This window comes from Rhizobacter terrae, from assembly GCF_003852895.1.
GTDB classification, from domain to species: domain Bacteria; phylum Pseudomonadota; class Gammaproteobacteria; order Burkholderiales; family Burkholderiaceae_C; genus Albitalea; species Albitalea terrae.
Genome location: NZ_QUSW01000010.1, coordinates 169,985 through 194,199, shown reverse-complemented (window position 1 = coordinate 194,199; position 24,215 = coordinate 169,985). Strand labels below are relative to the sequence as shown.

Genomic DNA, 24,215 nt, shown 5'->3' with positions numbered 1-24,215 from the left:
TCGGCCATCGGTCCATGACAGCTACGCCTCCTCAGCGCGCCTTCCTCGTTTATGCCGCATCCTACGCAGCGGCAGGCGCCATCCCATTCGTGCTGTTGCCGATCCTTACCAAGCAATTGACGCCTGAGCAATTCGGCGTCATGACGTCCTTTCTGGTATTAGCCGCCTTGCTTGCCAACGTAGCCGGCCTCAGCGTGCATGGATTCGTAGCTGCCAAGTACTACAAAATGCCGCAAGCCGACTTTGGACCACTGGTTTCAACTTCGTTGGCCACGGTTGCAATCGTCCACATGGCGGCTATCGGAGTGATTGCAATCGCATATCCGTACCTGGAGCCGCTGCTCGGCGTATCGATGGAATATGCCTTCCTCGCGGTGGGCGCAGGATTTCTGGTCACTCTGAACCTCACCATTCTTGCCTATTTCCAATTCTCAGGCCGGCCCTGGCGGTATTTTAAGCTTCGTGCGATCCAGGCAGGACTCGAACTCTCTCTGTGCATGGCACTGGTTTGGTTGGTCACTGCCGATGCCGGTGCACGCATCTGGTCCTACCTCGTCGCATTGATCATCAGTGCCATCGTGGGCAGTGTCGCCTGTGCCCGAGAAGGCCTGCTGGTGCCTCGATGGGACCGCGCATCGGCCCGCGGCCTGTTGCGCTTCGGTCTACCGCTGCTGCCCCACGTCGCAGCCGGAATGACCATCAGCTATGCGGACCGGCTGCTGACCTCATCGCTGCTCGGCGTCGACGGTCTGGGCATCTACATGGTCGGCATGCAGGTCGGAATGGCGATGGTGGCACTTATCGAACCGCTCAATAAGGCCCTGGTGCCTTGGCTGTTTAAGCAGCTGTCAATGAATGACGAGAACATCAAGCGCATGGTGGTCAAACGCACCTATCAACTGTACGGAGTGCTCCTTTTGTGCGGTCTGGCAATCGCGGTTGTGGCTCACCTCGGCTTCGATCACTTCATCGGCACGCGCTTCAGCATGGCCAAGTCCTTGCTGCCGTGGATGATTGGCGGCTACATCCTGCAAGGCATGTACTACTCGGTCGTCAACTACTTCTACTACGCTGAGCGAACAGGCGTCTTGACGATGGTCACCGGCAGCATCGCCTTCGCAGGCTGCGCAATTTCGTACTCCTTGATCAAGTTTGTCGGTCTCTTGGGGGCAGGAATTGCCTTCTTGCTGAACAACCTGCTGCTCTTTGTTCTGGTTTGGTTTGCCGCATCAAAGGTTGTGCGGATGCCCTGGTTTCGCTGGCGCCACGCATGACATATCCCGAAATCACGATGCTTCGGCAATCTGCGGTCCTTGTGCGGCGTCTCGCAGCAGCGACACGCGTCTTTGGCGACGCCAAATACCACTATCACCGGCGGTTGAATTGGACCTACCGGTACGACGCCGACTTTTATCAGGAAGAGGCAGCACTTTTCACTGCAGATGTGGATGCCTATGTGGAAGGAAACTGCAAATCCGAACCCAAGGTCGCTGATGTCTACAAGCAAACGATCGGGCGCAAGCAATACTTGGTGATGCTCGTCAAGATCATGGCGCACTGGCTTTTCCTCATGGCTGGAATGCTCTTTCAACGCCTTGGACAGCATCAGTTTGCCTACTACCGCAAGGCCTATGTCGACGACATCGAGCTCGTGTTTCCACCCGATCAGCCGGCTGTCTTGCGAGCTGTCTACCCATTCCCGGTCAGCTTGCGCAGGCAGGTGCGCTACCTGAAGCATTTGCGCAGGACCGGTCATCCCTGGCAACTGACGGGCAACCGATATGGCCTTCGGGACGTGATCCGATTCCTCACGGAACGCAGCCTGCGTTCCCTTCAACGTCTCGAAACTCGGGCACAGATCCGCAACGCCTTCGCGGTTGCCGCCATGGGCTTCAGGAATGTTCAACTCTCCGATGAATTCGACCTCGGAAGCCTGGACTTTTGTCGCGCCCTGGCCCGACTGCGTATCAGGAACGTCAACAGCGCGCATGGCGTGGGCAAGTATCTGCCGGTGCATGCGTACGAAGAATTCCATGTATTGACCCAACGGCAGCGCGAGTACTACATCGCGACCCGGCCGTGCGAATACATGCTGCGCATGCTCAATGCCCGGGCAGCGGTCGTGGCCAGTGGCCGATCGGACTCTGTGACTGCGGATGATTCACGGGTCAGCCTGGTCTTCTTGAGCGGGCAATCATCGCGGGGGATCGGCGAGACCTACTTGGCACGAAATGAAGAGAATGCCTTTGCTCGCCTCTGCGCGTCGCTGGCCGGAACCCCGGGAATCCGCCTTCTCTATCGTCCCCACCCCAACAATCATGAGGCGGTCCCGCCACCCGGGTTCGAGATCATCACCGGCCTGGATCAAGTCAACGGGCGAAGCAGCACGGTGTTCGTGTCGTACAGCTCCACGTGCCAGATCGATCCGGTTTTCCAGGGGAGGAAGATTCTCATCCGCGGAGAAATGATGTATCCGGAGACATGGTTCGATGACAGCGAAGAAATGATGACGCTTGATGAACTGGTCGCGGAGCTTCAACAACTGGCAATGAAGGCTTCAGGCAGAACTCCTTTGCCGGAAGCGGCGCAAACGCACTGAACCGAAGGATTGGCTCTCAGCTCCATGAGCAACTCCTCAAGCCAAGCGACTGCAACGTGGGAAAACACCGCGCGTGTCACCCTGTTGCTCGCACTGACGCTGGCGCTTTTCGTCTTGCAGCACCCTGTACTTCTCGTGGGTGGAACGGCGCTGTGCGCCACCTACGCGGTGGTCGTGCTGCGCAATTCCAAATTCCACCCTGACCAACTCCTGATCCTGCTCGCGGCAGTGGCCCTCTTCTTGCCGGCATTCATCAAACCATATTTCGGGTTGTCGCCGGCATTCTATGTACTGAGCACGATGTCGACTTTCCTGGCGGCGGTCGCAGTCACACGCCATGCACCGTTGGTCCTGTTGCGATCCTTGCGCTTCATCTTCGGAGCATCGGTCGCCGGTATCGCTTGGGCGCTGTACGTGTATTGGGGGATGCCCGAGCCGCTTGGCGAGGTGATCGAAGGTTCCAGCACCAATGGCATTCCGGCCTACCTGATCGTCATCCAGGTGGGCGTGAGCTTGTGCACTTACTTGACGCACGGGCGGCTGCCACTGATCTCTCCCATCTTTACAGTGTTGGTTGCCTTCTTCGGATATGGCCGAGGGTCACTCGTCGTCGCCGGGCTGCTCTTCGCCTTCAGCGCCGCGCATCGCCTGGCACAGGTCCGAAACTATGCACTTTGGAGCAGGCTGGCATTGGTGTTTTGTGCCGTGGCAACAATACTTTGCCTCTACCTGTACATCGACGTCCTGATCGATCTGCTAACTGACTACACCAAGCTTGGGGCTGGTCTGCTGGATGTCAATCGACTTCAGATCTGGCGAGACTACAGCGGCAAGATCGACGCGTGGACTTTGCTGACAGGTGCGGACTACGCTGGAACGATCGTCGAAACCGAGCGTCAGGGCAACCCGCACATCGCCTTTATCCGAACGCACGCGTTCTTTGGTCTGCCTGCAACGGTTTGCGCACTGGCAAGCCCACTGGTCGTCTTCCTCGCCCCGAACCGCACATGGGGATCGAAAATCGTATTCGCAGCCTTTGCCGGCATGGCGGCGCTGCGTGCAGCCTCAGAACCCATCCTCTTTCCGACTTTGCTGGACTTGTACTACTTCAGCTATCTCATTGTGTTCTTCCGCTACGCCCCTCGAAATGATTTGGCTGCTGGCGGTCAGGCTTCAAGATGATCTACCTGCTAGCCAAGCTGCTAAAGAAAGCTCGGATGTCTGCCGTCAAAGGCTCGAGGGTTCATCCGACGTCCAAGCTCGAGTCGGGCACATCGTTCTTTCAGTCAACCATGGATCGCCACTCTTTCTGCGGCTACGACTGCGAGGTTTCGCATGCGAACATTGGCGCCTTTGTGTCCATCGCAAACGGTGTCGTGATCGGCGGCGGCCGCCACCCGATGGAGTGGGTTGGCATGTCGCCGGTCTTCTATGAGGGACGCGACAGCGTGAAGGCCAAGTTCTCCACGCACGCACGAGAACCGTCACGCCCAGTGACGATCGGCCACGACGTTTGGATCGGACGCTCTGCCATCGTCCTGCCTGGCGTGGAGATTGGCCATGGCGCGGTCGTGGGCGCAGGTGCGGTGGTCACCAAGTCCGTTCCGCCCTACGCGATCGTGGCGGGCAACCCGGCACGGATCATCCGTTTCCGATTCAGTGAATCGATCATCCAGCGCCTCTTGGCGACGCAATGGTGGTCGATGCAAGACGAGGCCCTGCTCAAGTTGGGGCCACATTTCAACGACGTTGAGAAATTTCTGGAAGTTGTCGAGAGAGGCGATTGATGTCAGCCCTGAGAATCTGTTCGAACTGCGTGATGGACACCACCGATTCACGCATCACCTTCGACGCGAACGGCGTCTGCGATCACTGCCGCACCTTCCGCGCAAAAGTGCTGCCGAACTGGCACACCGATGAACGCGGCGAGCGTGAATTGCGCGCCATGGTGGAGCAGATCAAGGCCAGCGGAAAGGGCAAGGACTTCGACTGCATCATCGGCATGAGCGGTGGCATCGACAGCTCCTACCTCACCTACATCGCGACCGAGTTCGGCCTGCGGCCGCTGGTCTTCCACGTCGACGCAGGGTGGAACTCGCAGGAGGCGGTCAATAACATTGAGAAGCTCGTCGACAAACTCGGACTGGACTTGTACACCGAGGTCATCGACTGGGAGGAGATGCGCGACCTGCAGCTGGCCTTCTTCAAGTCCGGCGTGCCGCATATCGACACGCCGCAGGACCACGCCTTCTTCGCGACCATGTACAAGTTCGCGGAACAGCATGACATCAAGTACATCCTCACCGGGGCCAACCTCTCGACGGAATGCATTCGCAATCCGATCGAATGGATGTACTACCAGTCGGACGCCATCCAGCTGCGTGACATCCATGCCCGCTTTGGCACTCGACCGCTGGTCAACTTCCCGACGACATCCATCCTGCGCCACAAAATCTGGCTACCCTACGTCAAGGGCATCCGTGTCGTGCGGCCACTGAACCTTGTACCCTATGACAAGGCTGCGGCCGTCAAGCTGCTGGTGGACAAGTTCGGCTGGCAACCATATCCCCAAAAGCATTTCGAATCGCGCTTCACCCGCTTCTACGAGGGCTACTGGCTGCCCAAGAAGTTCGGCTTCGACACGCGCAAGGTGCAGTTCTCCAGCCTCATCGTGACTGGGCAGATGACGCGCGAAGAAGCATTGGAGCGACTGAAGTCCCCAGCGCTTGACGACGCCACGGTCCGGCAGGAATTCGAATACGTCGCCACCAAGCTCCGCATCAGCACCGTTGAGCTGCAAGGCTACATGGATGCGCCCAACAAGACCTATCGCGACTACCGCTCGCAGGAAAGCTTCTATCTCGTGGGCGCCAAGGTGATGAAGGCCCTGGGCCTGGAACTGGGTGGGAAGAGATGATCTCCATCGTCGACTACGGCCTGGGCAACATCGAGGCCATCGCCAATATCTACCGTCGGCTGGACATCCCTGTCGCGATCGCCTCGGACGCCCAGGCGCTCGCCTCGGCCGAACGCATCGTGTTGCCGGGGGTAGGCGCGTTCGACTGGGCAATGTCGCGACTGGAAGCCTCGGGCATGCGCCAGACGCTCGACCGCCTGGTGCTGCAGGACAGGAAGCCGGTCATCGGTATCTGCGTGGGCATGCAGATGCTTGCGCGCCGCAGTGACGAGGGCACGTCGACTGGATTGGGCTGGATTGACGCTGACGTGCGGCTGTTCGACGATGCGCGATTCACCGGCCCCACACACCTCCCGCACATGGGATGGAACGATGTCCGCCCGGCGGCGAACCAGCCCCTCTTCGCAGGGCTGGAGAGCGATGCGCGCTTTTATTTCCTTCACTCCTACTTCATCGAGCCGCACGATCCTTCTGACATCCTGGCCACCGCTGATTACGGCGGGAGCTTCTGCTGCGCCGTGCGGCGCGGCAACGTCATGGGTGTGCAGTTCCATCCCGAGAAGAGCCACCAGTGGGGCATCAGGCTCTTGAAGAACTTCGCGGAGCTCTGAATGCTGCGACCCCGAATCATTCCCTGCCTGCTGGTCCACAAAGGCGGACTGGTCAAGACCGTCGGCTTCGACAAGCCCAAGTACGTCGGCGATCCCCTGAACGCCGTGCGCATCTTCAATGAGAAGGAAGTCGACGAACTGATGGTCGTCGACATCGATGCCACGCGCGAAGGCCGTGATCCCGACTACGCACTCATCCGCAGCATGGCCGCTGAATGCCGCATGCCACTGGCCTATGGCGGCGGCGTGCGCACGGTCGAGCAATTCCAGCGCATCGTCGGACTGGGCGTGGAGAAGGTGGCCGTCAGCGCCGCCGCCGTGAACGATCCGGCCCTCATCACCGCCGCGGCCGAACGCGTCGGCCGCCAGAGCATCGTGGTGGTGATGGACGTCCGTCGCAAGCGATCAAAATGGGAAGTCTTCACCCACAACGGCACACGCGCCACCGGCCTGGACGCGGCCGAGTTCGCACGACGCGCCGAGCAGCTGGGCGCCGGAGAGATCGTCGTCAACTCCATCGACCAGGACGGCCAGATGAAGGGCTACGACCTCGACCTGGTTCGCAGCGTTCGGGGCGCCACCAGTCGTCCCCTGACCGTGCTGGGCGGCGCCGGCAAACTGACCGACATTGCCGGGCTTGTTCGCGAGTTCGGCATCATCGGCGCGGCCGCGGGCAGCTTGTTCGTATTCAAGGGCATCTACCGCGCCGTGCTTATCAACTATCCGCAACGCGCCGACAAGGATGCGTTGATCGCTTCGGCCTGATGGGGCCCGGCCTGCCACGGCCAACAGACACCGATGAAACAAGTTCTACAGAACCTGAAAGACGGCAGCACTGAAGTCACCGACGTGCCCTGCCCCCGCGCTGGCCGAGGCCAGCTGCTCATCCGCACAACCCGCACCCTGGTGTCCGCCGGCACCGAGCGCATGCTGGTGGATTTCGGCAAGGCTGGCTTGATCGACAAGGCCAGGCAACAGCCCGACAAGGTTCGCATGGTGATCGACAAGATCCGGACCGACGGCCTGGCCCCGACGCTGCAGGCGGTAAGGAACAAGCTCGACCAGCCACTGCCCATGGGTTACTGCAATGTCGGTGAGGTGGTCGAGGTCGGGGCCGGGGTGACCGGCTTCGAGGTTGGCGACCGTGTGGCCAGCAACGGCAAGCATGCCGAGATGGTGGCCGTGCCGGTGAACCTGTGCGCCAAGGTGCCTTCCAGCGTGGACGACGAGGAGGCAGCGTTCACCGTCCTCGCGTCCATCGCCCTGCAAGGCATACGCCTGGTTCAACCCACGCTGGGTGAAACCGTTGTGGTCACCGGCCTCGGACTCATCGGGCTGGTGACGATCCAACTACTGCGCGCCCACGGGTGCCGCGTCCTGGGGCTCGACTTCGACTCCGCCAAGCTGGCATTGGCGCGCGGCTTCGGCGCCGAGGTGGTCGATCTCTCGGCCGGACAGGATCCCGTCGCCGCTGCGCAGGCGTTCTCGCGCGGCCGTGGGGTGGACGCCGTGATCATCACCGCCTCGACCCGCAGCAACGAGCCTGTGCACCAGGCCGCCCTCATGAGCCGCAAACGCGGCCGCATCGTGCTCGTCGGCGTGACCGGTCTGGAGCTGTCGCGTGCTGACTTCTTCGAGAAGGAACTGACCTTCCAGGTGTCGTGCTCCTACGGCCCGGGCCGCTACGACCCCAACTACGAGGACAAGGGGCAGGACTATCCCTTCGGCTTTGTCCGCTGGACCGAGCAGCGCAACTTCGAGGCCGTGCTCGACATGCTGGGTGACAGGCGGCTGGACGTGAGCCCACTCGTCTCGCACCGGTTTGACATCGCGCAGGCGGAACAGGCCTACGCCGTGGTGGGCGGCGCCGAAGCGTCCCTGGGCATCGTGCTGGCCTATCCCGAGCCGACGCCACTGAACGTGGCCCAGCGCCGCGCACGTGTCGTCGACCTTCCGGCTGCGGCAACCACCCCCAAGGACGCGCCTGGCATCTCAGTCATCGGTTCGGGCAACTATGCCGGCGCCGTGTTGATTCCCGCGTTCCAGGCAGCAGGTGCGCGCTTCCAGCGAATCGCCTCATCCGGAGGCGCCAGCAGCGTCCACCTGGGCAGGAAGTTCGGCTTCGCGCAGGCCACCACTGACACCGAGGCCTTGCTGCAGGACCCCACCACCGATGCGGTAGTGATTGCCACCCGCCACGACACGCATGCAGACTTCGTCGTGCGGGCGCTGGCCGCAGGCAAGCATGTTTTCGTCGAGAAACCCCTGGCATTGACGCTGGACGAACTCGGCCAGGTCGAGCGTGCAGCGCAAGCCGCGCCGCATCTGCGGCTCATGGTTGGCTTCAACCGCCGCTTCGCGCCGCAGGTGCAACGCATCAGCCAGCTGCTGGCTTCCCGACCGGGACCGAAGTCTCTGGTGATGACGGTGAATGCTGGTGCCATTCCTGCCAACCATTGGACGCAAGACCCCGCCGTAGGGGGCGGGCGTTTGCTGGGTGAAGGCTGTCACTTCATCGACTTGCTTCGTTTCCTGGTCTCGGCGCCCGTCGAGCGATTCGATGTCGCTGGCATGGACAGCGCGACCAAGGACACCGTCAGCGTCATCCTGCGATTCGCCGATGGATCGCTGGGAACCATCCACTACTTCGCCAACGGAAGCAAGGCCTTCCCCAAGGAGCGCCTGGAAGTCTTCGCCGGCGCAGCGGTGCTGCAGCTGGACAACTTCCGCAAGCTGCGTGGCTTCGGTTGGAGCGGCTTCTCCAGCATGAACCTGTGGCGGCAGGACAAGGGGCAGAACGCCTGCGCCAAGGCCTTCGTGGAATCGCTGCGTGGCGGCACTGCGTCGCCCGTGCCGCTGGATGAACTCATGGAAGTCAGCCGGCTGTCGGTACAGATCGAGGAGGCACTGCGATGACCCAAAGACGAATTGACATCATCGCGGGTGCGCGGCCGAACTTCATGAAGATCGCGCCAATCCTGAAGGCCATGTCGCAGCGACGGGAACAAGGCGGGCACCTGGGCTGGCGGCTCATCCACACGGGACAACACTACGACCCACGGATGTCCGGCGAGTTCTTCTCTCAGCTGGGCATTCCCGAACCCGATGTCAATCTTGAAGTGGGATCCGGCACCCAGGCGGAGCAGACCGCGGCCATCATGACGCGCTACGAGCGGCTGCTGATGGACAGCCGCAGCGACGCCTGCCTGGTCGTCGGCGACGTCACCTCCACCATGGCCTGCACGATCGTGGCCCAGAAGCTGCACGTGCCGGTGGCCCACGTCGAGGCGGGCATCCGCTCGGGTGATTGGTCCATGCCCGAGGAAATCAACCGGCTGGCGACGGATGCCATTACCAACTGGTTCTTCACCACCAGCGAGGTGGCCAACGAGAACCTGCGCCGCAGCGGCGTCGGCGACGAGCGCATTTTCTTCGTGGGCAACACGATGATCGACACCCTGCTGTCCCACCTCGACAAGCTGCGGGCACCGGACTTCTGGGATGCGCTGCGGCTCGAAGCAGGCCGATACCTGGTGGTCACGCTGCACCGCCCGGCCAACGTCGATAATCCGCAAGGGTTCGCGCGTCTACTCACCGCGGTGGGTGAAGCGGCCCGCGACCTCACCGTCGTCTTCCCTGTTCACCCGCGCACGGCCAAGACCATTCGCGGCCTGCCACAGGTGCCTGCCAACATCCGGCTTGTGGACCCCCAGCCCTACCTGGAATTCAACCACCTGGTCCGCCATGCTCGCGCGGTGATCACCGATTCAGGCGGCGTGACCGAAGAGACCACTGTGCTAGGTGTGCCGTGCCTGACGCTGCGTGATACCACCGAGCGTCCGGAAACTGTGACCATGGGCACCAACGAGCTTATCGGCACAGACCCGGCGGCCTTGCGCCCGGCGATGGACCGGCTGTTCGCTGGCCAATGGAAAAAGGGCAGCACCCCGCCGAAGTGGGACGGCCGCACGGGTGAGCGCATCGTCGCCGAGCTGGAGCGCCTGCTCGCGGCATGAGTCGGGTCGGCACTTTTTTTCGCACGGTAAGGTACCTGCGCCCGGCACAGCTGCTGGGCCGGGCCCGCATGTTGTTGCCTCGACCTGCGCCCGATGTGCGCCCTGCGCCACTGCGGCGTGAGGCAGCAGGCGGCTGGGTCATGCCTGCCGCACGAGAGAGCAGCATGCCCGGCGCACGGACGATGAGGTTCCTGTCAGTCGAACGCACGCTCGATGACGGCGGCTGGGACAACCCGGCTGTTCCTTTGCTGTGGCGCTACAACCTGCATTACTTCGACGACCTCAACGCTCAAGGCGCAGCACAGCGGGCCGCATGGCACCACGCACTGATCGACGACTGGCTGAGTGCCAATCCGGCTGGATCCGGCACCGCATGGGCGCCTTACCCCACCTCCTTGCGCATCGTGAACTGGATCAAGTGGTTCCAGTCGCTGCCGGACGGAGGTGAAATCCCCGGTCGCTGGATCAACAGCCTGGCAACTCAGGGCCGATGGTTGGCGGGCCGGCTGGAATGGCACCTGCTGGGCAACCACCTCTTCGCCAATGCCAAAGCTCTCGTGCATGCCGGCCTCTTCTTCGAGGGCGACGAGGCCCGGCGCTGGCTGGAAAAGGGCCTGCACATCCTCGAACGGGAGATTCCGGAGCAAATCCTGCTCGACGGCGGGCATTTCGAGCGCAGCCCGATGTACCACGCGCTGGCAGTGGAAGACATGCTGGACCTCGTCAACATCGTCCGGCGGTATCCGCAGGCGCTGAAGGAGCCCGCCCGATGGTCCCACCTGGCGAGCGCCATGCTGGCCTGGCTGTTCGACATGAGCCACCCGGACGGAACGCTGGCCCGTTTCAACGACACCGCACCGGGGATTGCACCGTCAACGCCGGAACTTGTTCGCATGGCTGTCGAACTGGACGTTCCCGTGTTCCGGCCTGGGACCGGCAACCGTAGCGTGCAATTGCCGCAGAGCGGCTACGCACGCCTGGGCGGCAACGACGCGGTGCTGTTGGCAGACGTCGCTCCGATCGGCCCTGACTACCTGCCGGGCCATGCCCATGCGGATACGCTCAGCTACGAATTATCCGCGGCAGGCCGGCAGCTCGTGGTGAACCGTGGCACTTCGGAGTATGGCACCGGTGCGCGCCGGCAGCTCGAACGGAGTACCTCCGCACACAGCACCGTCGAGGTCCATGGCCAGAATTCTTCGGAAGTTTGGGCCGGATTCCGCGTCGGCCGGCGGGCCCGCGCCTTCGACGTGCAATGGAGCCCCACCACGCTGGAGGGCAGCCATGACGGCTATCGATTTCTTCCTGGCCGACCGATCCATCACCGACGCTGGCAGATCAATGCCCGCTCGCTCCTGGTGGAAGACCGGCTGTCGCCTTCCACCGATGCCGTGTCGCGCCATCATCTGGCGCCCGGGCTCACCCTGCATCCGCAAACTCCTTCGGCTTGGCTCGTGATGGACGGCCCCGACATCGTCGCGCGCGCAGACATCCTCGTCGGCAGCGCCCGTGCCGAGCCCTGGCAGCACGCCGAAGGCTTTGGCCGCCTGGCAGCGGCCGAGACCCTGGTCATCACCCTGCAAGAGGGCCAAGCGGCGCTGCGCTGGCACTGGTAAACATGCACATCCTTTTTCTCACCGACAACTTCCCTCCAGAGGTCAACGCGCCGGCCAGCCGCACGCACGAGCACTGCCGCCAGTGGGTGGCCGCGGGAGAGAAAGTGACTGTGATCACCTGCGCCCCGAACTTCCCCAAGGGCCGGGTATTCGACGGCTACAGGAATCGCCTGTGGCAGCGCGAGGTGATCGATGGGATCGAAGTCATTCGTGTCTGGAGCTACATCACGGCCAACGAAGGCTTCGCGCGGCGGGTGCTCGACTACATGAGCTTCATGCTGAGCGCATTCGTGGCCAGCTGGTTCGTGCGACGTGTCGATGTGGTGGTGGGCACATCACCGCAATTCTTCACGGCCGTTGCAGGCTGGGCGGTAGGCGCTGTCAAGCGGATCCCTTTCGTCTTCGAGCTGCGCGATCTCTGGCCGGAGTCCATCAAGGCCGTCGGAGCGATGCAGGATTCCGCAACCATCCGCTGGCTGGAACGCCTGGAACTCTTCCTCTACCGCCGAGCATCGCTCATTGTCTCGGTGACGCATGCATTTCGCGAGACGCTGGCACGGCGCGGCATCGATCCCAACAAGGTGGAGGTCGTGACCAACGGCGTGGACATCAGCCGGTTCTCGCCACGGCCCAAGGATGCCGAGCTGGAGAAGTCGCTCGGGCTGCAAGGATGCTTCGTCGCGGGATACATCGGCACGCACGGCATGGCGCATGCGCTGGAGACGCTGCTGGATGCCGCCGCCTTGCTGCGGGACCATCCGCAAGGCAGCAACGTCCGCATCCTGCTGCTGGGTGATGGTGCGCGCAAGGATGAACTGAAGGCCGCGGCACAGCGCATGGGCCTGCCCAATGTGCTGTTCATCGACTCGGTTTCTAAGGACGAGGTGGCGCGATACTGGTCGCTGCTCGATGTGTCCATCATCCACCTGCGGCGCACGGAGCTGTTCACCACCGTCATCCCCAGCAAGCTGTTCGAGTGCATGGGCATGGGCATTCCGGTACTGCACGGCGTGCAAGGCGAATCGGCTGCCATCGTCGAGCGGGAGGGTGCGGGCATCGTATTCGAGCCGGAGAACGCGCAGGCGCTGAGCCGCGAGCTGCTGCACATTCGGGACGACAATGCGCTGCGCGATGGCTTGCGCCAACGAGCGCTCGCGGCCGCCAGCCACTATGACCGGCAGACGCTTGCGCTCAAGATGCTGCAGGCCTTGCGGCGCCTGCTTGCTCACTGAGACGCACATACATCGATAGCGCGCGCAGGAGCAGCATCGATGATCCGGGCATCAATCAGGAACTCGTGAACTCAGGGACCAAAACCCGCAGCCGCTGCTTCACAGCGTGGTCCGATCGATCGGGGGGGTTCTCGTTCTCTCGTAGCCAGGCCGCGATCCGGCCAGGCAGATCCGCGTCCACTTCCATGCGAGCCACACGCAGGCCAGCGACAGGTGTGGGAATGGTCGAGTCCGAATCCGCTAGCAACTCTTCGTAAAGCTTCTCACCGGGACGCAGGCCGGTGAATTCGATGCCGATCTCTTCTTCGGTGTGACCGGCGAGCCGAATCAGGTCCCGCGCCATGTCAACAATCTTTACCGCCTCGCCCATGTCCAGCACCAGCACCTGGCCACTGCGGCCGATGGCAGCCGCCTGGAGCACGAGCCGTGCCGCTTCCGAGATGGTCATGAAATAGCGGATCACGTCCGGATGCGTCACCGTCACCGGACCGCCCTTGGCGATCTGCTCCTTGAACTTGGGGATCACGCTGCCGCTGGAACCCAGGACGTTGCCAAACCTCACCGCCATGAAACTGGTGGCCGGAAATTGCGTCGCCAGCGCGGAGATCGCCAGCTCGGCCGCGCGCTTCGTCGCGCCCATGACGTTGGTCGGATTCACGGCCTTGTCGGTGCTCACGAGCACGAAGCGTCCTACGCCATGCTCGGCCGCGGCACGCGCTGCGCAATGGGTGCCGATGGTGTTGTTGCGCAAGGCTGCCAGCGCGTTTTCCTCTTCCATGAGCGGCACGTGCTTGTATGCGGCCGCGTGAAAGACGATCTGCGGCCGCCACCGGGCAAACACCTCGCGAAGGCGATCCGGGTCCTTCACGTCGCCAATGAGCCGGACCAACGGCACGTGGGGCCATTTCTCGCTGAGCTCCTGCTCAATCGCGTAGAGCGCATATTCGCTCAGTTCGAACAAGACAATGTGGCGCGGACCATAACGCGCAATCTGCCGGCACAGCTCCGAGCCGATGCTGCCTCCGGCTCCGGTGACCAGCACCACCTTGTCGTTGAGGACCTCGGCGATGCCGCCCTCGTCCAACGTGACGGGGTCGCGTCCCAGCAAGTCCTCCGGCTGGATGTCGCGCAGCGGCACCCGCTGTCCGTCCTGCAACTCGCGGGCTCCGGGGACCGTGAGAACCGTCAGGCCGGTGCCGGCGGCGAGGTCGATGATGCGGCGTCGAACCGCCATGGGCGCGGAGGGCACGGCAACAATGACATGCGTGGCTCCTTGGGTCTGCGCCTGTTCCGGCAGCAAGGCCATGGGACCCAGCACCGGCACGCCAGCTACGCGGGCATCATGCTTGGCCGGGTCATCATCAAGCAGTCCCACCACCACCCACCCCTCGTGCTGAATGCCAGCGAGCAGCCGACGCGCGGCGTCGCCCGCCCCCAGCACCAGCGCGCGACGCGTCTCCGTGGAACGACCCGACACCTGCATGCGCATGTGTTCGTACACAGTGCGATAGAGGATACGTACGCCGCAGACCCCGAACAGGACCATCACGGGATGGAGCATGAGCACGGCACGGGGGACCTCCCGCAATTGCGCCATCAACACGACGACCGCGCTGACGCTGCCGGCGATCAGGCACCCCAGCAGAAGGCGCTTGATCTCGCCAAAGCCCGAGAAGCGCCACATGCCCTTGGGGACGTCGAGCAGGCGGAAGACCACGAGGTAGCAAGCAGCAACCCCAACGAGCACGCCATGGTCGTAAGACGGACGCGCCGACAGCCAGCGCTCGAATCCGAGGCGAAACAGATAGGTGAACTGCCAGCCCAACGCCACCAGCACGCCGTCGATGGCCAGGGACAACCCCTGCCGGTGCGGCCTGATTCGCGTGAGAAACGCATCAACGGATTGCCAGAACATGTTTATCCGGTCACGAAGACTTTCAAGGTGCGCAAGAGCAGGCAGATATCGCCGGCCAGGGACGCACGCTCCACATAAGCCAGGGCATGCGCCAGCTTGGCGGGCATCACGACCTCGACATATTCCTTCTCGGGGTCGGCCGCCTGCGCGAGCAGGCGCCCCTCGTCACGGTAGGCCAGTGCCGCCGGATCGGTGATGCCCGGCCGGACCGACAGCACCTTGTCACGAACCTCCGATGGGTAGAGCGCCACGTACTTCGGAACCTCGGGACGCGGCCCGACCAGGCTCATGTCGCCCTTGAGCACGTCGATCAATTGCACGATCTCATCGAACCGGTGCGATCTCAGCCAGCGGCCAACGCGAGTGACCCGAGGATCGGCTCCCACGGTGAGCAGACGCGTGTCCGCTGGCTTGTCCACCATCGTGCGGAACTTGTGGATGCGAAAGTTGACACCGTGCCGGCCCACCCGTTCCTGGCGGAAGAAAACCGGCCCTGGCGAGTCGAGCTTGATGGCCGCGGCGATCAGCAACATCACGGGCAGGAACAGCAGCAAACCCGCCCCCGCGAGCAAGACATCCATCATTCGCTTACCCACTCCGCCGCCCCAGCACGTCAGGCGTCCAGCGCCGCACGCACAGCGCTCAGCACTCGCCGCACATCCGCTTCCGTCATTCGCGTGTACAGCGGCAAACTCGCCATGCGCTCGTAGGCACGCTGCGAATGCGGGAAGTCTTCCGGCTTCAGGCCATACCGGTCGCGCCAGTAGGGCTGCAGATGCAAGGGTATGTAGTGCACGCTGCAGCCGATGCCCGCGGCAAACAGCCGCTCGATGAAAGCATCCCGCGAGACCGCTGCCTCGTCGCCCAGTCGGACCACGTACAAGTGCCAAGCATGGGTCTCGCCATCGGGTGCACGCGGCGGCGTGACCACCGGCAACCCTGCCAACCCTTCATCGAACATCCGCGCGATCTGCTCGCGCCGGTCTTGGAAGGCCCGCGCCCGCTTGAGCTGATGGATCCCCATCGCCGATGCAATATCCGTCAGGTTGTACTTGAACCCCGGCGCCACGATCTCGTAGTACCAGCTCGGCACCTTCGCCGTGAACCGGTCGAAGGCATCGCGGCTCATGCCGTGCAGCCGCATCACCTTCATGCGCTTGGCCAGTTCCACATCCCGCGTCACCACCATGCCACCTTCGCCAGTCGTGATGGTCTTGTTCGCGTAGAAACTGAACACAGTGATGTCCGAATCCAGCGTGCCGATCAAGCGACCGCCGCAGGTGGTGGGCAGCGCATGCGCCGCATCCTCCACCACCTTCAGCCCATGCTTCTTCGCCAGCGCGAGCAGCGACACCATGTCCGCAGACAGCCCCGCATAGTGCACCGGCATCACTGCCTTCGTGCGGGGCGTGATCGCCGCTTCCACCGCCTTCACGTCGATGCACAAGGTCGCCGGGTCGATGTCCACGAGCTTCACATCCGCGCCAAGATACCGCACGACCTCCGCCGTCGCGGTGAAGGTGTGCGTCGTAGTGATGACCTCATCCCCGGGCCCGATGCCCAGCGCTTCCAGAGCCAGATGCAATCCCGCGGTGGCCGAGTTCACCGCCAGCGACTGCAGCGACGCATCCCCCAGGAAGGCCGTGAAGTCCTCTTCGAAACGCCGGGTCTTCGGCCCGGTGGTCACCCAGCCGGACTTCAGCGTATCGACCACCTCGGCGATCTCATCGTCGCCGATGTCGGGCAGCGCAAAGGGCAGGAAGGGAAGCTTGTCGGCCATGGCAATCAATCTTTGGCGATCCAGCACAGCACGTGGGTGCGCAGTGCCGGCAAGGTGTTGAACAGAGTGTAGAGCGAGGGGTGCAGCCGCACGACGGCCCGCGCCAGCGGCGGCGCCAGGGTGATGCGGCGCGGCTGCACGCGGCCCTGCGGGAAGAGCTGCTTCACGCGCGACAGCGCCACGCCACGCACGTCCTTGTTGCGCGGGTTGTCGACGGTGAAGTCGTACCAGAGCACGCCCCCACCAGGCTTCACGGCCTGCCACATCACGTCCGCCAGCCGCTGCTGGAAGGCATCGTCCAGCAGCGACGAGAACACGGTGGCCTGCATGACGATGTCCACCGGACCGAGCTGCGGCGCCAGCACCGTGGCGTCGCCCTGCAGCAGTTGCACCGATTCGGGCAGGCGCGAGCGCGCCATGTCGAACCGCTCGTGCAGCAGCTCGATGCCGGCCAGGCGGTCGGGCATGAAGCCCACGTGGATCAATTCGAGCAGGTTGCTGCCGGTGCCGCAGCCGACTTCCAGCAGGCTCAGCGCCGACAGGTCGGCGAATCCCAGGCGTGCGAACAAGGCCATCATGGCCCGCTGCCGTTCCTGCAGCGGCAACAGCGCCGACGGGTTGAGCAGGCTGTAGCGCGGGTCCTGCGCCTCGCGCCGTGCATAGCGTTCACGCACCGATTGCGGCTCGTTCATGTCCACGCGCCTCATCTCGTGAGCTTGGCAAAGCGTGGCCGTCCCGCGCCGTGGCGCAGCACGTCCCACCAGCCGATGATGGAGCCGATGCCATACCCGAAGTGGTAGGCGGCAATCACCGCGGGGACCCGCAGCAGCACGTCGACAGGATGCTTGCCTTCCCTGGCGATCATCAGCGTCATCGCCGTCACCGCTGCCGCATACAGCCCGGTCAGCACGAAGAACGGCGCCATCCCCTGGCGCAGGAAGCCGGCGAGCAGCGCCAGGCCAAGCATCACCACGAACACGCTGGGAATCGCATGGCGCACCGAGGCGGCCTGGCCGTGCTTCTTCATCACGAAGGGTTTCCAATAGCCGTATTGCAGGTACTGCCGGAACACCTGCGACAGCGCCGCCCGCGGACGGTACACGCTGCGGATGCGCGAGGACTGCCACACGCGGCCTCCGCCCTTCACGATGCGCAGGTTGTGCTCGTCGTCCTGGTTGCGCACGAGCTGCTCGTCGAAACCGCCGAAGCGCTGGAAACTCGCGCGCGGCCAGCTGCCGAGGTAGACCGTGTCGGCGAAGCCGTCGTAGTCGAGCTGCCGCGACAAGGCACCGCCCGCCACCCAGCGCGACTGGAAGGCCGCGGCCACGGCATGCTGCATGGGCTGCGCCTGGGCATCCGGCACCGCGCGCCAGGGGCCACCCACGTTGTCGGCACCGGTCTCTTCCATCACGGCCAGGCACTGGGCCACGTAGTCGTCGGCGTACTCGGTGTGCACGTCCATGCGCACGATGGCCTCGCCACGGGCCACGGCCAACGCGGCGTTCAAGCCGGTGGACACGATGCGGCCGGGGTTGTCGATCCACTGCACGCGGGGTTCGTGCATCGCAATGTCCTGAAGCAGATCGCGCGTGCCATCGTCGCTCTGGCCGTCGGCAACAACCAGCTGCAGGCTCCATCCTTGAGGCACCTGCTGGCGCATCACGCCGGCGCAGAAGCCCTCGATGTACCGGCGCTCGTTGCGGCACGGCACGATCACCGAGACAGTCCTCATCTCGCTCATGCCGCCGCTCCGTAGGCCTGGCGCACGGCCACGTCGCGCACCAGTGCCGTCCAGCGCTGCTCGTGCTCGCGCGGGCTGAACACCTGCCGGCTGCGCTCGATCGCGGCATGGGCCATGCGCTCGCGCAGTTCGGGCGATGCCAGCAGTTCCACCAGCGCCGAAGCCAGCGAGGCGACATCGCCCAGCGGGACGAGACGCCCCGTCTGCGGCGTGACGATCTCCGACGGTCCCGTCGGGCAGTCGAAGGCCACGGCCGGCACGCCCAGGGCCTGTGCCTCCAGCAAGGCCAGCGGCATGCCCTCATAGCGTGACGGCAGCACGAACACCGCCGCCTCGCGGTATTGCCGTTCGATCTGCCGCGTCGGCACCATCCACTCGACGCTGCCCGCGATGCCCAGCGTGCCGGCGAGCCGTTCATGGTCGGCCCGCATCGGCCCGTCACCCACGATGCGCAGCCGTGCCTCGGGCAGCGCCTTCGCCACCGACACCCAGGCCTGCAGCAGGAGGTCGAAGCCCTTCTGCGCCACATGCCGGCCCACGGCCAGCACGACGGGCTCGGACGCCAAGGCCGGCACTTCCGCGCGCAGCGACGACGCGTTGTAGATCACCTCGGTGCGCTGGTTGAGCGCACGGAACTTCGCCGCATCCGCCTGCGTGAGGCTCGCCACCGCCGCCACCTGCGGATAGAGCCAGGCGCGAAGCCGCTGCCACATCGACGACCGCGCTGCGAAATGGTTGTGGTCGCAGCAGATGGTCCGTTTAGCGAAGCGGCGGTCGAGCACCAGCACCGAGCAGGCCGTGGTCAGGCCGTTCAGCACGATCACATCCGGCCGGTCAGCACGGATGATGCGATTCAGCGATCGTCCCACCCGCCACTGCGTTGCGGCCAGCCGCCAGGCCCTACCCCAGCGCGTGCCGGCCTCGCTGTCCGGCTGCGGTCGCTTGCGGTCGCCCGCCAACACCCGCACCGCCTCCTTCAGCGGATAGCGGATGTCCGCGCGCTCGCTGTCGGTGCTGCCCACCGCCACATCCATGCCTTCGTCGGACAGGTGGTTCGCCAGAGCACAGACGAAGCGCTCCACGCCGCCGGAGATGTCCAGGCGGTCGCACAGCAGCAGCACGCGCATCGGCTTGGCCATGTCAGCCCTTGGCTCCAATCAGTTGGTGAACGTCCACGCGCTCATAGTCCGCCGCGGGCAGCGACAGGCCGCTCTGGCGGATCACCCGCAGCCGCTCACGCATGGCCCGCACGCTGTCGATCAGCCCCAGTTTCACCAGTTGCTGCACCAAGGCCTTGCGCGATCCACCGGAAGTCCTGGCAGGCCCCGAAGCCGGCGCCTTCAGCCACTCGTCCTGCGCATAGTCCGACTGCTGCGGCGCCGGCAGCTCGCCCGGCTCGCGCAGCTTCTTGGCCAGCACCATCATGTACACCTCGTGGCTGTTGCACAGGTTCACCCGGCGCTTCACGTCCATGGGGTTGGCCACCTTCCACCAGTGCAGTCGGTCGGCCTTCATCGCGAACCACAGGCCGCGCAACTCGAAGCCGTTCTTCGGCTGGTAGAGGTTGAAGAACAGCTCCGGCGAGAACTGGTAGAACCCGTGGCCCGACAGGTTGTTGGCCGGCAGCGAATGGAACACATGGCCGCCGACCTTGCACAGGTCCACGCAGTTGCGCCAGGCCGTGGGAAAGTTGAAGACATGCTCCAGGCAGCCGAAGTCCAGCACGGCGTCATACCGGCCGCGTGCTTCGCTCACGGCCGGCCAGGGCAGGTTCATGTCATGGATGAGCGGCGCATTCTCGTAGGGAGAGGCATCCACGGAGTCCGCCACGCCGGCGGCCAGCCATTCCTTCATCAAGGGCTCAAAGTAGCGCGGGCCGGATGCCGGCGCGGCCGACAAGGCCGGCAGCCGGCGCAGCTGCCGATGCTGCTCCAGCTCGAAGTCCTCGATGAACAGCGCCTGCCGGCCGATGGCGATCGTGCGCTCGTAGCTCACGCCCAGGTCCTTGCCATGCGCCAGCAGGTTGAGGTTGTGGATGTCGATGCCCAAGCGAATTCTTCCTTGTTGTCGCGTCAACCCGCGGCGCGCAGGCGGCGGGTCAGCAGCACGCCGCCCACGGCCACCGCGATGACCACGGTCTCCACGATGAGGGCGGTGCAGGCCAGCCCGCGCGCACCGCCGGCCCCGCCCACGGTGGCCGCCCCCAGGACGCCCACCACGCCGCCGACGATGACGCAGGCGCGGTAGGCATGGTCGTAGCGTCCGCTGCCGAGGATCCAGTAGCCGATGAACTTCCAGCCCAGCAGCAACGGCAGCAGCCAGGCCAGGATGAACATGACCGCGTGCAGGCTGGCGAGGTCGATGTTGCCGGCCCGCGGCAGCAGTGCCGGCTCGATCCAGGGCCAGGCCGCCTGGCCGGCCAGCATCAGCACCAGCCCGACCAGCGTGCCGCCCACCGCCCAGACCGCGGCATAGCGCAGCGCAGCGCGGGCGCTGGTGGCGAACATCGTCACGATGCGCGGATACACCACCGAGAACACCGGCTCCGCCGCGTTGAGCACCGCCCGCACGATGCGGTCGGCCATGAAGTACAGGCCCAGCTCGGCCTTGGCCATCTGGATGGAGGCCGCCGCCGGCAGTGCGAAAGAGTAGGCGGCACCGGCGATGGCCACGGGCATCATGGTCCAGCCCAGCTTGAGCCCATCGCCCAGTTCGTGCCGGGCCCACAGCGGCGCGTGAGCCTGGTCGAAGTCACGCACCAGCCAGCGCCACCCCAGCAACGCCAGCGCCGCCGATGCGGCAAGCTGCATCGCCACGTAGGCTTCCACACTGCGCGCGAACAGCCAGCAGCCCGCCATCAAAGTGGCATAGACCACCAGCTCCACCCGCGACCAGCGGTTGAGCTGCTGCGTGGCCTGCAGGTACCACGTGGCCGGCCAACCCATGGCGCAGGCCAGGGCGGCGATCGCCAGCACATCCACCACGGGATGCACAGAGCCATGCCCGGCCACCAGCACCGCCACCACGGCCAGCGCCGCCGCCGGCAGGCACAGCACGCAACGCGCGGTGAACACCTGCTGGGCGATCTGCCAGCGGCGCGGTGCATCGGCCGTCACCGCAAGGCGCGTGGCCGCCGCGAGGAAGCCGCCCTCCACCACCATCGACAGCAGGCTGGCCCACACCAGGATGAAGCTCAGCCGCCCGAACTCGTCAGCGCCCACGCGAGACGCGACCAGCGGCAGCACCAGCAAGGGCAGCAGCAGGCGCACCGCCGCCGCCGCATACACCTGCGGCAGGGAGTGCAAGAGCCGCGGCGCCTTGGAGTCCGTCATTCGCCGTCGTACTTGACCAGCAGCCGCGCGGTGTAGTCCACGCGGTGCAGGAACACCGGCTGCGCGCTGCCGGCGAAGTATTCATCCACCGCCTGGCGCGCACCCTGCCAGTGGCCGTAGTCGTCGATGATGAGCAGGCCATGCCGCGACAGCAGCGGGTACAGGTGGTTCAGCTCATGCTTCGTGGACTCGTACCAGTCGGTGTCCAGGCGCAGCAAGGCGATGCGCTGCGGGATGGTCTGGGGGATGGTGTCTTCCACCTTGCCCTTGACGAAGTGGATCTTGTCGGCCGGATAGCCTGTGGAAGCGATGTTGGCCTTGACGTCTTCCAGGCTGGCCACCGCCCACAGCGGATGGTCGCGCTCGGTGCGGGCGAGCTGGGCTTGGGCAGATTCGCCCGACAGCGCCTTGTCCTCGGCCGTCGGCTCGCTCATGCCCTCGAAGGTGTCGAAGAGGTACAGATGGCGCGAGGTGTCGCCGCGTGCCATCAGCGCCAGGGCCACCAGCATCATGCTGCCGCCGCGCCACACGCCGCACTCCACGATGTCCCCGGGGATGCGGTGCTTCACGATGTGGTCCACCGCGCCCAGCAGGCTGGCCCGGCGCTCCAGGCTGGTCATGGTGAACGGGTCCACCCGGGCGATCAGCGCGCGGTCGGCTTCCGGCAGGTCGGCCAGCGCGCCTTGGACACGGTCCGCGGTACGGCCGAGTTCCCAGCCGCTGCGAGCCAGCGCGGCCTTGACGATTTTCTTCATGGGACGGGGTCCGGTGAGCCCCTGGGGCGGGGCGGTCGGTCAAACCCTCGATTGTCGCACCGTGGGGATGCCTGCTCAGGCGTTGTCCGCCTGGGCCCGGGCAAAGGCCGCCGTTACGGTGTCGCGGTTCGCTTCCAGGTACTGCAGGCAGCGCTCGACCGACTCGGCGGACCGGTCCTGCAGCAGCAGCCCTTCCAGCCCGTAGCGCCGCATGAACGCGCCCAGGTCACCCACGTCCGAGCAGATGAACACCCGACCGTGGTTCAGCAGCGCATACATCGCGCCGGACTGGGAGGCGGCGCGGTAGGGCAGCACGAAGACCACCTCGCGGTCCAGCAAGGCGAGCAGCTCGGCATCGGGCAGGTAGCCGTCCATGACCTTCACGCCCAGGAACTGGAGCTCACGCGCCAGCGGCAGCAGGCTGTCGTCCCAGGCGCCGAAGACTTCCAGCGCCAGCCCTCGCGCCTGGATGGCTGGCGAGCGGGCGAGTTCCTCGAACAGCTCGACCCCCTTGTAGGGCTGGACCCGGCTCCAGAACACCAGGGCCTCGAAGCGCCGGCTCGCGGCGTACGGCACCACGGGCGAATCGGGCGTCACCGGCAGCAGCCCGTGCGGCCGCACCTCGGACTTCGCGCGGAAACCCTCGCCGTAGCGCCGCATGAAATCGTCGCGCGTCGCCTCGCTCACGAACACCAGCGAGCGCGCCAGACGGGCCAGGCGCAGCGTGGGCGCATGCTGCGCCCCCGTGAAGCCATGCGGCACGGCGTTGTGCACCGTGTAGACGAAGCGGCCTTGCAACAGGCCGAACACCAGCCATTCGGCCGGCCAGAAGCCGCTGAACTGCAGGTGGATGCTGTCGTAGCGCCTGGACTTCATCAGCAGCTGGAACAGCAGCCCGAGGTAGGCCAAGGCGCCCCGCCAGCGCGGCGCGACGGTGCGGGAAATGCCGGCCGCGAACACCTGCACACCCGGCAAGGCCTTCATCGCCTCCAGGAACTCGCCGTTGTAGCGGGTGCGCGAGCCGTAGAAATCCACCGCCTGACCCTGCCGTGACAGCGACCTCACCAACCGGAAGTCATAGGGCAGGATGAACGAGCCCGGGTCGACGATGGCGATGCGCGAGCTCAATGCGCGAACCAGTAGCGGCGCTTGAGACGGTAGGTCGGCTTGCAGCGGCGCTCGCCGAGGTCCACCGCCGGGTTGCCACCCACCATGCGGCCGGGCGGCACGTCTTTGGTGACCACGGCCCCGGCCATCACCACCGAGCCCTCGCCCAGGTGGACACCGGGCATGATCATCGCCCCCGCGAACACCACCGCGTAGTCGTCGATGCGGACCTCCGCGCCCTTGGCGGCAAAGGTCTCGTCGTGCGGGTCATGCCCCAGGGTGTAGATCTTCGCGTCGTGGGCGATGGACACCTGCCGCCCGATGCGGATGCCCATGCGGTTGTCCAGGTAGACCCCGCGGTTGATCAGGCTCCCCTCGCCCACAGACAGCCGCCCCACGTGGAAGAAGCGCACGCCGCCTTGCAGCGTGGCGTCGCGGTGGACATCGAAGCGGCACAGCCTGTACAGCAGCGGCCGAGCGACAAACGGCAGCAGCCCGTGCAAGGTGTTGATGGCCGCCAGCCCGAGGAAATAGAGCTGGTCGACGAAATGTGAGGCGCGCGAACTCATGGGGTGCCGGGATTCTAGAGGCCGG

At 64.7% G+C, this 24,215-nt stretch carries 22 protein-coding genes; 11 read left to right on the top strand and 11 right to left on the bottom strand.

Annotation, left to right across the window (positions count from 1 at the left end):
- Positions 1–14 precede the first annotated feature (14 nt).
- From DZC73_RS27375 to DZC73_RS27325, 11 genes are all read left to right on the top strand, one after another.
- Positions 15–1,274: a lipopolysaccharide biosynthesis protein gene (locus DZC73_RS27375; RefSeq protein WP_124543561.1), complete on the top strand. Its 1,260-nt coding sequence runs from the start codon at positions 15–17 to the stop codon at positions 1,272–1,274.
- Positions 1,271–2,599 carry a hypothetical protein gene (locus DZC73_RS27370; RefSeq protein ID WP_124543560.1) on the top strand — a complete coding sequence of 443 codons (1,329 nt, stop codon included), beginning with the start codon at positions 1,271–1,273 and terminating at the stop codon, positions 2,597–2,599. Before DZC73_RS27375 ends, DZC73_RS27370 begins: the two co-directional genes overlap by 4 nt.
- A gap of 24 nt (positions 2,600–2,623) precedes the next feature.
- Positions 2,624–3,781 carry a hypothetical protein gene (locus tag DZC73_RS27365; RefSeq protein WP_124543559.1) on the top strand — a complete coding sequence of 386 codons (1,158 nt, stop codon included), beginning with the start codon at positions 2,624–2,626 and terminating at the stop codon, positions 3,779–3,781.
- Positions 3,778–4,386 carry a CatB-related O-acetyltransferase gene (locus tag DZC73_RS30640; RefSeq protein ID WP_124543558.1) on the top strand — a complete coding sequence of 203 codons (609 nt, stop codon included), beginning with the start codon at positions 3,778–3,780 and terminating at the stop codon, positions 4,384–4,386. The genes DZC73_RS27365 and DZC73_RS30640 overlap by 4 nt, the downstream gene beginning before the upstream one ends.
- Positions 4,386–5,516: an N-acetyl sugar amidotransferase gene (locus DZC73_RS27355; RefSeq protein WP_124543557.1), complete on the top strand. Its 1,131-nt coding sequence runs from the start codon at positions 4,386–4,388 to the stop codon at positions 5,514–5,516. The genes DZC73_RS30640 and DZC73_RS27355 overlap by 1 nt, the downstream gene beginning before the upstream one ends.
- Positions 5,513–6,127, top strand: a complete 615-nt coding sequence (gene hisH / locus DZC73_RS27350) for an imidazole glycerol phosphate synthase subunit HisH (RefSeq protein ID WP_124543556.1) — start codon at positions 5,513–5,515, stop codon at positions 6,125–6,127. The genes DZC73_RS27355 and hisH overlap by 4 nt, the downstream gene beginning before the upstream one ends.
- Positions 6,128–6,892: an AglZ/HisF2 family acetamidino modification protein gene (locus DZC73_RS27345; RefSeq protein ID WP_124543555.1), complete on the top strand. Its 765-nt coding sequence runs from the start codon at positions 6,128–6,130 to the stop codon at positions 6,890–6,892.
- Positions 6,893–6,925: 33 nt separating this feature from the next.
- On the top strand, positions 6,926–9,043 hold the full coding sequence (locus DZC73_RS27340) for a bi-domain-containing oxidoreductase (protein WP_124543554.1): 2,118 nt from the start codon (positions 6,926–6,928) through the stop codon (positions 9,041–9,043).
- A complete protein-coding gene (gene wecB, locus DZC73_RS27335) occupies positions 9,040–10,143 on the top strand; it encodes a non-hydrolyzing UDP-N-acetylglucosamine 2-epimerase (protein ID WP_124543553.1) in 1,104 nt (367 codons plus the stop codon). The genes DZC73_RS27340 and wecB overlap by 4 nt, the downstream gene beginning before the upstream one ends.
- A gap of 164 nt (positions 10,144–10,307) precedes the next feature.
- Positions 10,308–11,759 carry a heparinase II/III family protein gene (locus tag DZC73_RS27330; protein WP_198415003.1) on the top strand — a complete coding sequence of 484 codons (1,452 nt, stop codon included), beginning with the start codon at positions 10,308–10,310 and terminating at the stop codon, positions 11,757–11,759.
- Positions 11,760–11,761: 2 nt separating this feature from the next.
- A complete protein-coding gene (locus DZC73_RS27325) occupies positions 11,762–12,991 on the top strand; it encodes a glycosyltransferase family 4 protein (protein ID WP_124543551.1) in 1,230 nt (409 codons plus the stop codon).
- A 55-nt stretch (positions 12,992–13,046) separates the two neighbouring features.
- On the opposite strand, the gene DZC73_RS27320 is transcribed toward DZC73_RS27325, so the two are convergent.
- From DZC73_RS27320 to DZC73_RS30635, 11 genes are all read right to left on the bottom strand, one after another.
- Positions 13,047–14,906, bottom strand: a complete 1,860-nt coding sequence (locus tag DZC73_RS27320; protein ID WP_124543550.1) for a polysaccharide biosynthesis protein — start codon at positions 14,904–14,906, stop codon at positions 13,047–13,049.
- 2 nt (positions 14,907–14,908) lie between these two features.
- A complete protein-coding gene (locus tag DZC73_RS27315; RefSeq protein WP_161974767.1) occupies positions 14,909–15,490 on the bottom strand; it encodes a sugar transferase in 582 nt (193 codons plus the stop codon).
- Between the two features lie 29 nt (positions 15,491–15,519).
- Positions 15,520–16,686 (bottom strand): DegT/DnrJ/EryC1/StrS family aminotransferase, encoded by a 1,167-nt coding sequence (locus tag DZC73_RS27310; RefSeq protein WP_124543548.1) that lies wholly within the window; start codon positions 16,684–16,686, stop codon positions 15,520–15,522.
- 5 nt (positions 16,687–16,691) lie between these two features.
- Positions 16,692–17,378 carry a class I SAM-dependent methyltransferase gene (locus tag DZC73_RS27305; RefSeq protein ID WP_124543547.1) on the bottom strand — a complete coding sequence of 229 codons (687 nt, stop codon included), beginning with the start codon at positions 17,376–17,378 and terminating at the stop codon, positions 16,692–16,694.
- Between the two features lie 11 nt (positions 17,379–17,389).
- Positions 17,390–18,427, bottom strand: coding sequence for a glycosyltransferase family 2 protein (locus DZC73_RS27300; protein ID WP_328589552.1), 1,038 nt, complete (start codon positions 18,425–18,427; stop codon positions 17,390–17,392).
- The gene (locus DZC73_RS27295) at positions 18,424–19,566 is read right to left on the bottom strand and encodes a glycosyltransferase family 4 protein (RefSeq protein WP_124543546.1); all 1,143 of its coding nucleotides are present in this window, start codon (positions 19,564–19,566) and stop codon (positions 18,424–18,426) included. The genes DZC73_RS27300 and DZC73_RS27295 overlap by 4 nt, the downstream gene beginning before the upstream one ends.
- A 1-nt stretch (position 19,567) precedes the next feature.
- Complete coding sequence (locus DZC73_RS27290; protein ID WP_124543545.1) at positions 19,568–20,476, bottom strand: methyltransferase domain-containing protein; 909 nt, start codon at positions 20,474–20,476, stop codon at positions 19,568–19,570.
- 23 nt (positions 20,477–20,499) lie between these two features.
- Positions 20,500–21,759 carry a lipopolysaccharide biosynthesis protein gene (locus DZC73_RS27285; protein WP_124543544.1) on the bottom strand — a complete coding sequence of 420 codons (1,260 nt, stop codon included), beginning with the start codon at positions 21,757–21,759 and terminating at the stop codon, positions 20,500–20,502.
- Positions 21,756–22,514: a TylF/MycF/NovP-related O-methyltransferase gene (locus DZC73_RS27280; RefSeq protein WP_124543543.1), complete on the bottom strand. Its 759-nt coding sequence runs from the start codon at positions 22,512–22,514 to the stop codon at positions 21,756–21,758. Before DZC73_RS27280 ends, DZC73_RS27285 begins: the two co-directional genes overlap by 4 nt.
- A gap of 75 nt (positions 22,515–22,589) precedes the next feature.
- The gene (locus DZC73_RS27275) at positions 22,590–23,642 is read right to left on the bottom strand and encodes a glycosyltransferase (RefSeq protein WP_161974766.1); all 1,053 of its coding nucleotides are present in this window, start codon (positions 23,640–23,642) and stop codon (positions 22,590–22,592) included.
- On the bottom strand, positions 23,639–24,190 hold the full coding sequence (locus DZC73_RS30635) for an acyltransferase (RefSeq protein ID WP_124543541.1): 552 nt from the start codon (positions 24,188–24,190) through the stop codon (positions 23,639–23,641). Before DZC73_RS30635 ends, DZC73_RS27275 begins: the two co-directional genes overlap by 4 nt.
- Positions 24,191–24,215 lie beyond the last annotated feature (25 nt).

What these genes read in the sequence shown, in the direction of transcription:
- DZC73_RS27285 (WP_124543544.1), bottom strand. Translation starts at nt 21,759, where the DNA reads ATGACGGACTCCAAGGCGCCGCGGCTCTTGCACTCCCTGCCGCAGGTG.
- DZC73_RS27375 (WP_124543561.1), top strand. Translation starts at nt 15, where the DNA reads ATGACAGCTACGCCTCCTCAGCGCGCCTTCCTCGTTTATGCCGCATCC.
- DZC73_RS27365 (WP_124543559.1), top strand. Translation starts at nt 2,624, where the DNA reads ATGAGCAACTCCTCAAGCCAAGCGACTGCAACGTGGGAAAACACCGCG.
- DZC73_RS27325 (WP_124543551.1), top strand. Translation starts at nt 11,762, where the DNA reads ATGCACATCCTTTTTCTCACCGACAACTTCCCTCCAGAGGTCAACGCG.
- DZC73_RS27315 (WP_161974767.1), bottom strand. Translation starts at nt 15,490, where the DNA reads ATGATGGATGTCTTGCTCGCGGGGGCGGGTTTGCTGCTGTTCCTGCCC.
- DZC73_RS27305 (WP_124543547.1), bottom strand. Translation starts at nt 17,378, where the DNA reads ATGAACGAGCCGCAATCGGTGCGTGAACGCTATGCACGGCGCGAGGCG.
- DZC73_RS27310 (WP_124543548.1), bottom strand. Translation starts at nt 16,686, where the DNA reads ATGGCCGACAAGCTTCCCTTCCTGCCCTTTGCGCTGCCCGACATCGGC.
- DZC73_RS30640 (WP_124543558.1), top strand. Translation starts at nt 3,778, where the DNA reads ATGATCTACCTGCTAGCCAAGCTGCTAAAGAAAGCTCGGATGTCTGCC.
- DZC73_RS27370 (WP_124543560.1), top strand. Translation starts at nt 1,271, where the DNA reads ATGACATATCCCGAAATCACGATGCTTCGGCAATCTGCGGTCCTTGTG.
- DZC73_RS27345 (WP_124543555.1), top strand. Translation starts at nt 6,128, where the DNA reads ATGCTGCGACCCCGAATCATTCCCTGCCTGCTGGTCCACAAAGGCGGA.
- DZC73_RS27295 (WP_124543546.1), bottom strand. Translation starts at nt 19,566, where the DNA reads ATGGCCAAGCCGATGCGCGTGCTGCTGCTGTGCGACCGCCTGGACATC.
- DZC73_RS30635 (WP_124543541.1), bottom strand. Translation starts at nt 24,190, where the DNA reads ATGAGTTCGCGCGCCTCACATTTCGTCGACCAGCTCTATTTCCTCGGG.
- hisH (WP_124543556.1), top strand. Translation starts at nt 5,513, where the DNA reads ATGATCTCCATCGTCGACTACGGCCTGGGCAACATCGAGGCCATCGCC.
- DZC73_RS27330 (WP_198415003.1), top strand. Translation starts at nt 10,308, where the DNA reads ATGCCCGGCGCACGGACGATGAGGTTCCTGTCAGTCGAACGCACGCTC.
- DZC73_RS27355 (WP_124543557.1), top strand. Translation starts at nt 4,386, where the DNA reads ATGTCAGCCCTGAGAATCTGTTCGAACTGCGTGATGGACACCACCGAT.
- DZC73_RS27320 (WP_124543550.1), bottom strand. Translation starts at nt 14,906, where the DNA reads ATGTTCTGGCAATCCGTTGATGCGTTTCTCACGCGAATCAGGCCGCAC.
- wecB (WP_124543553.1), top strand. Translation starts at nt 9,040, where the DNA reads ATGACCCAAAGACGAATTGACATCATCGCGGGTGCGCGGCCGAACTTC.
- DZC73_RS27280 (WP_124543543.1), bottom strand. Translation starts at nt 22,514, where the DNA reads ATGAAGAAAATCGTCAAGGCCGCGCTGGCTCGCAGCGGCTGGGAACTC.
- DZC73_RS27340 (WP_124543554.1), top strand. Translation starts at nt 6,926, where the DNA reads ATGAAACAAGTTCTACAGAACCTGAAAGACGGCAGCACTGAAGTCACC.
- DZC73_RS27300 (WP_328589552.1), bottom strand. Translation starts at nt 18,427, where the DNA reads ATGAGCGAGATGAGGACTGTCTCGGTGATCGTGCCGTGCCGCAACGAG.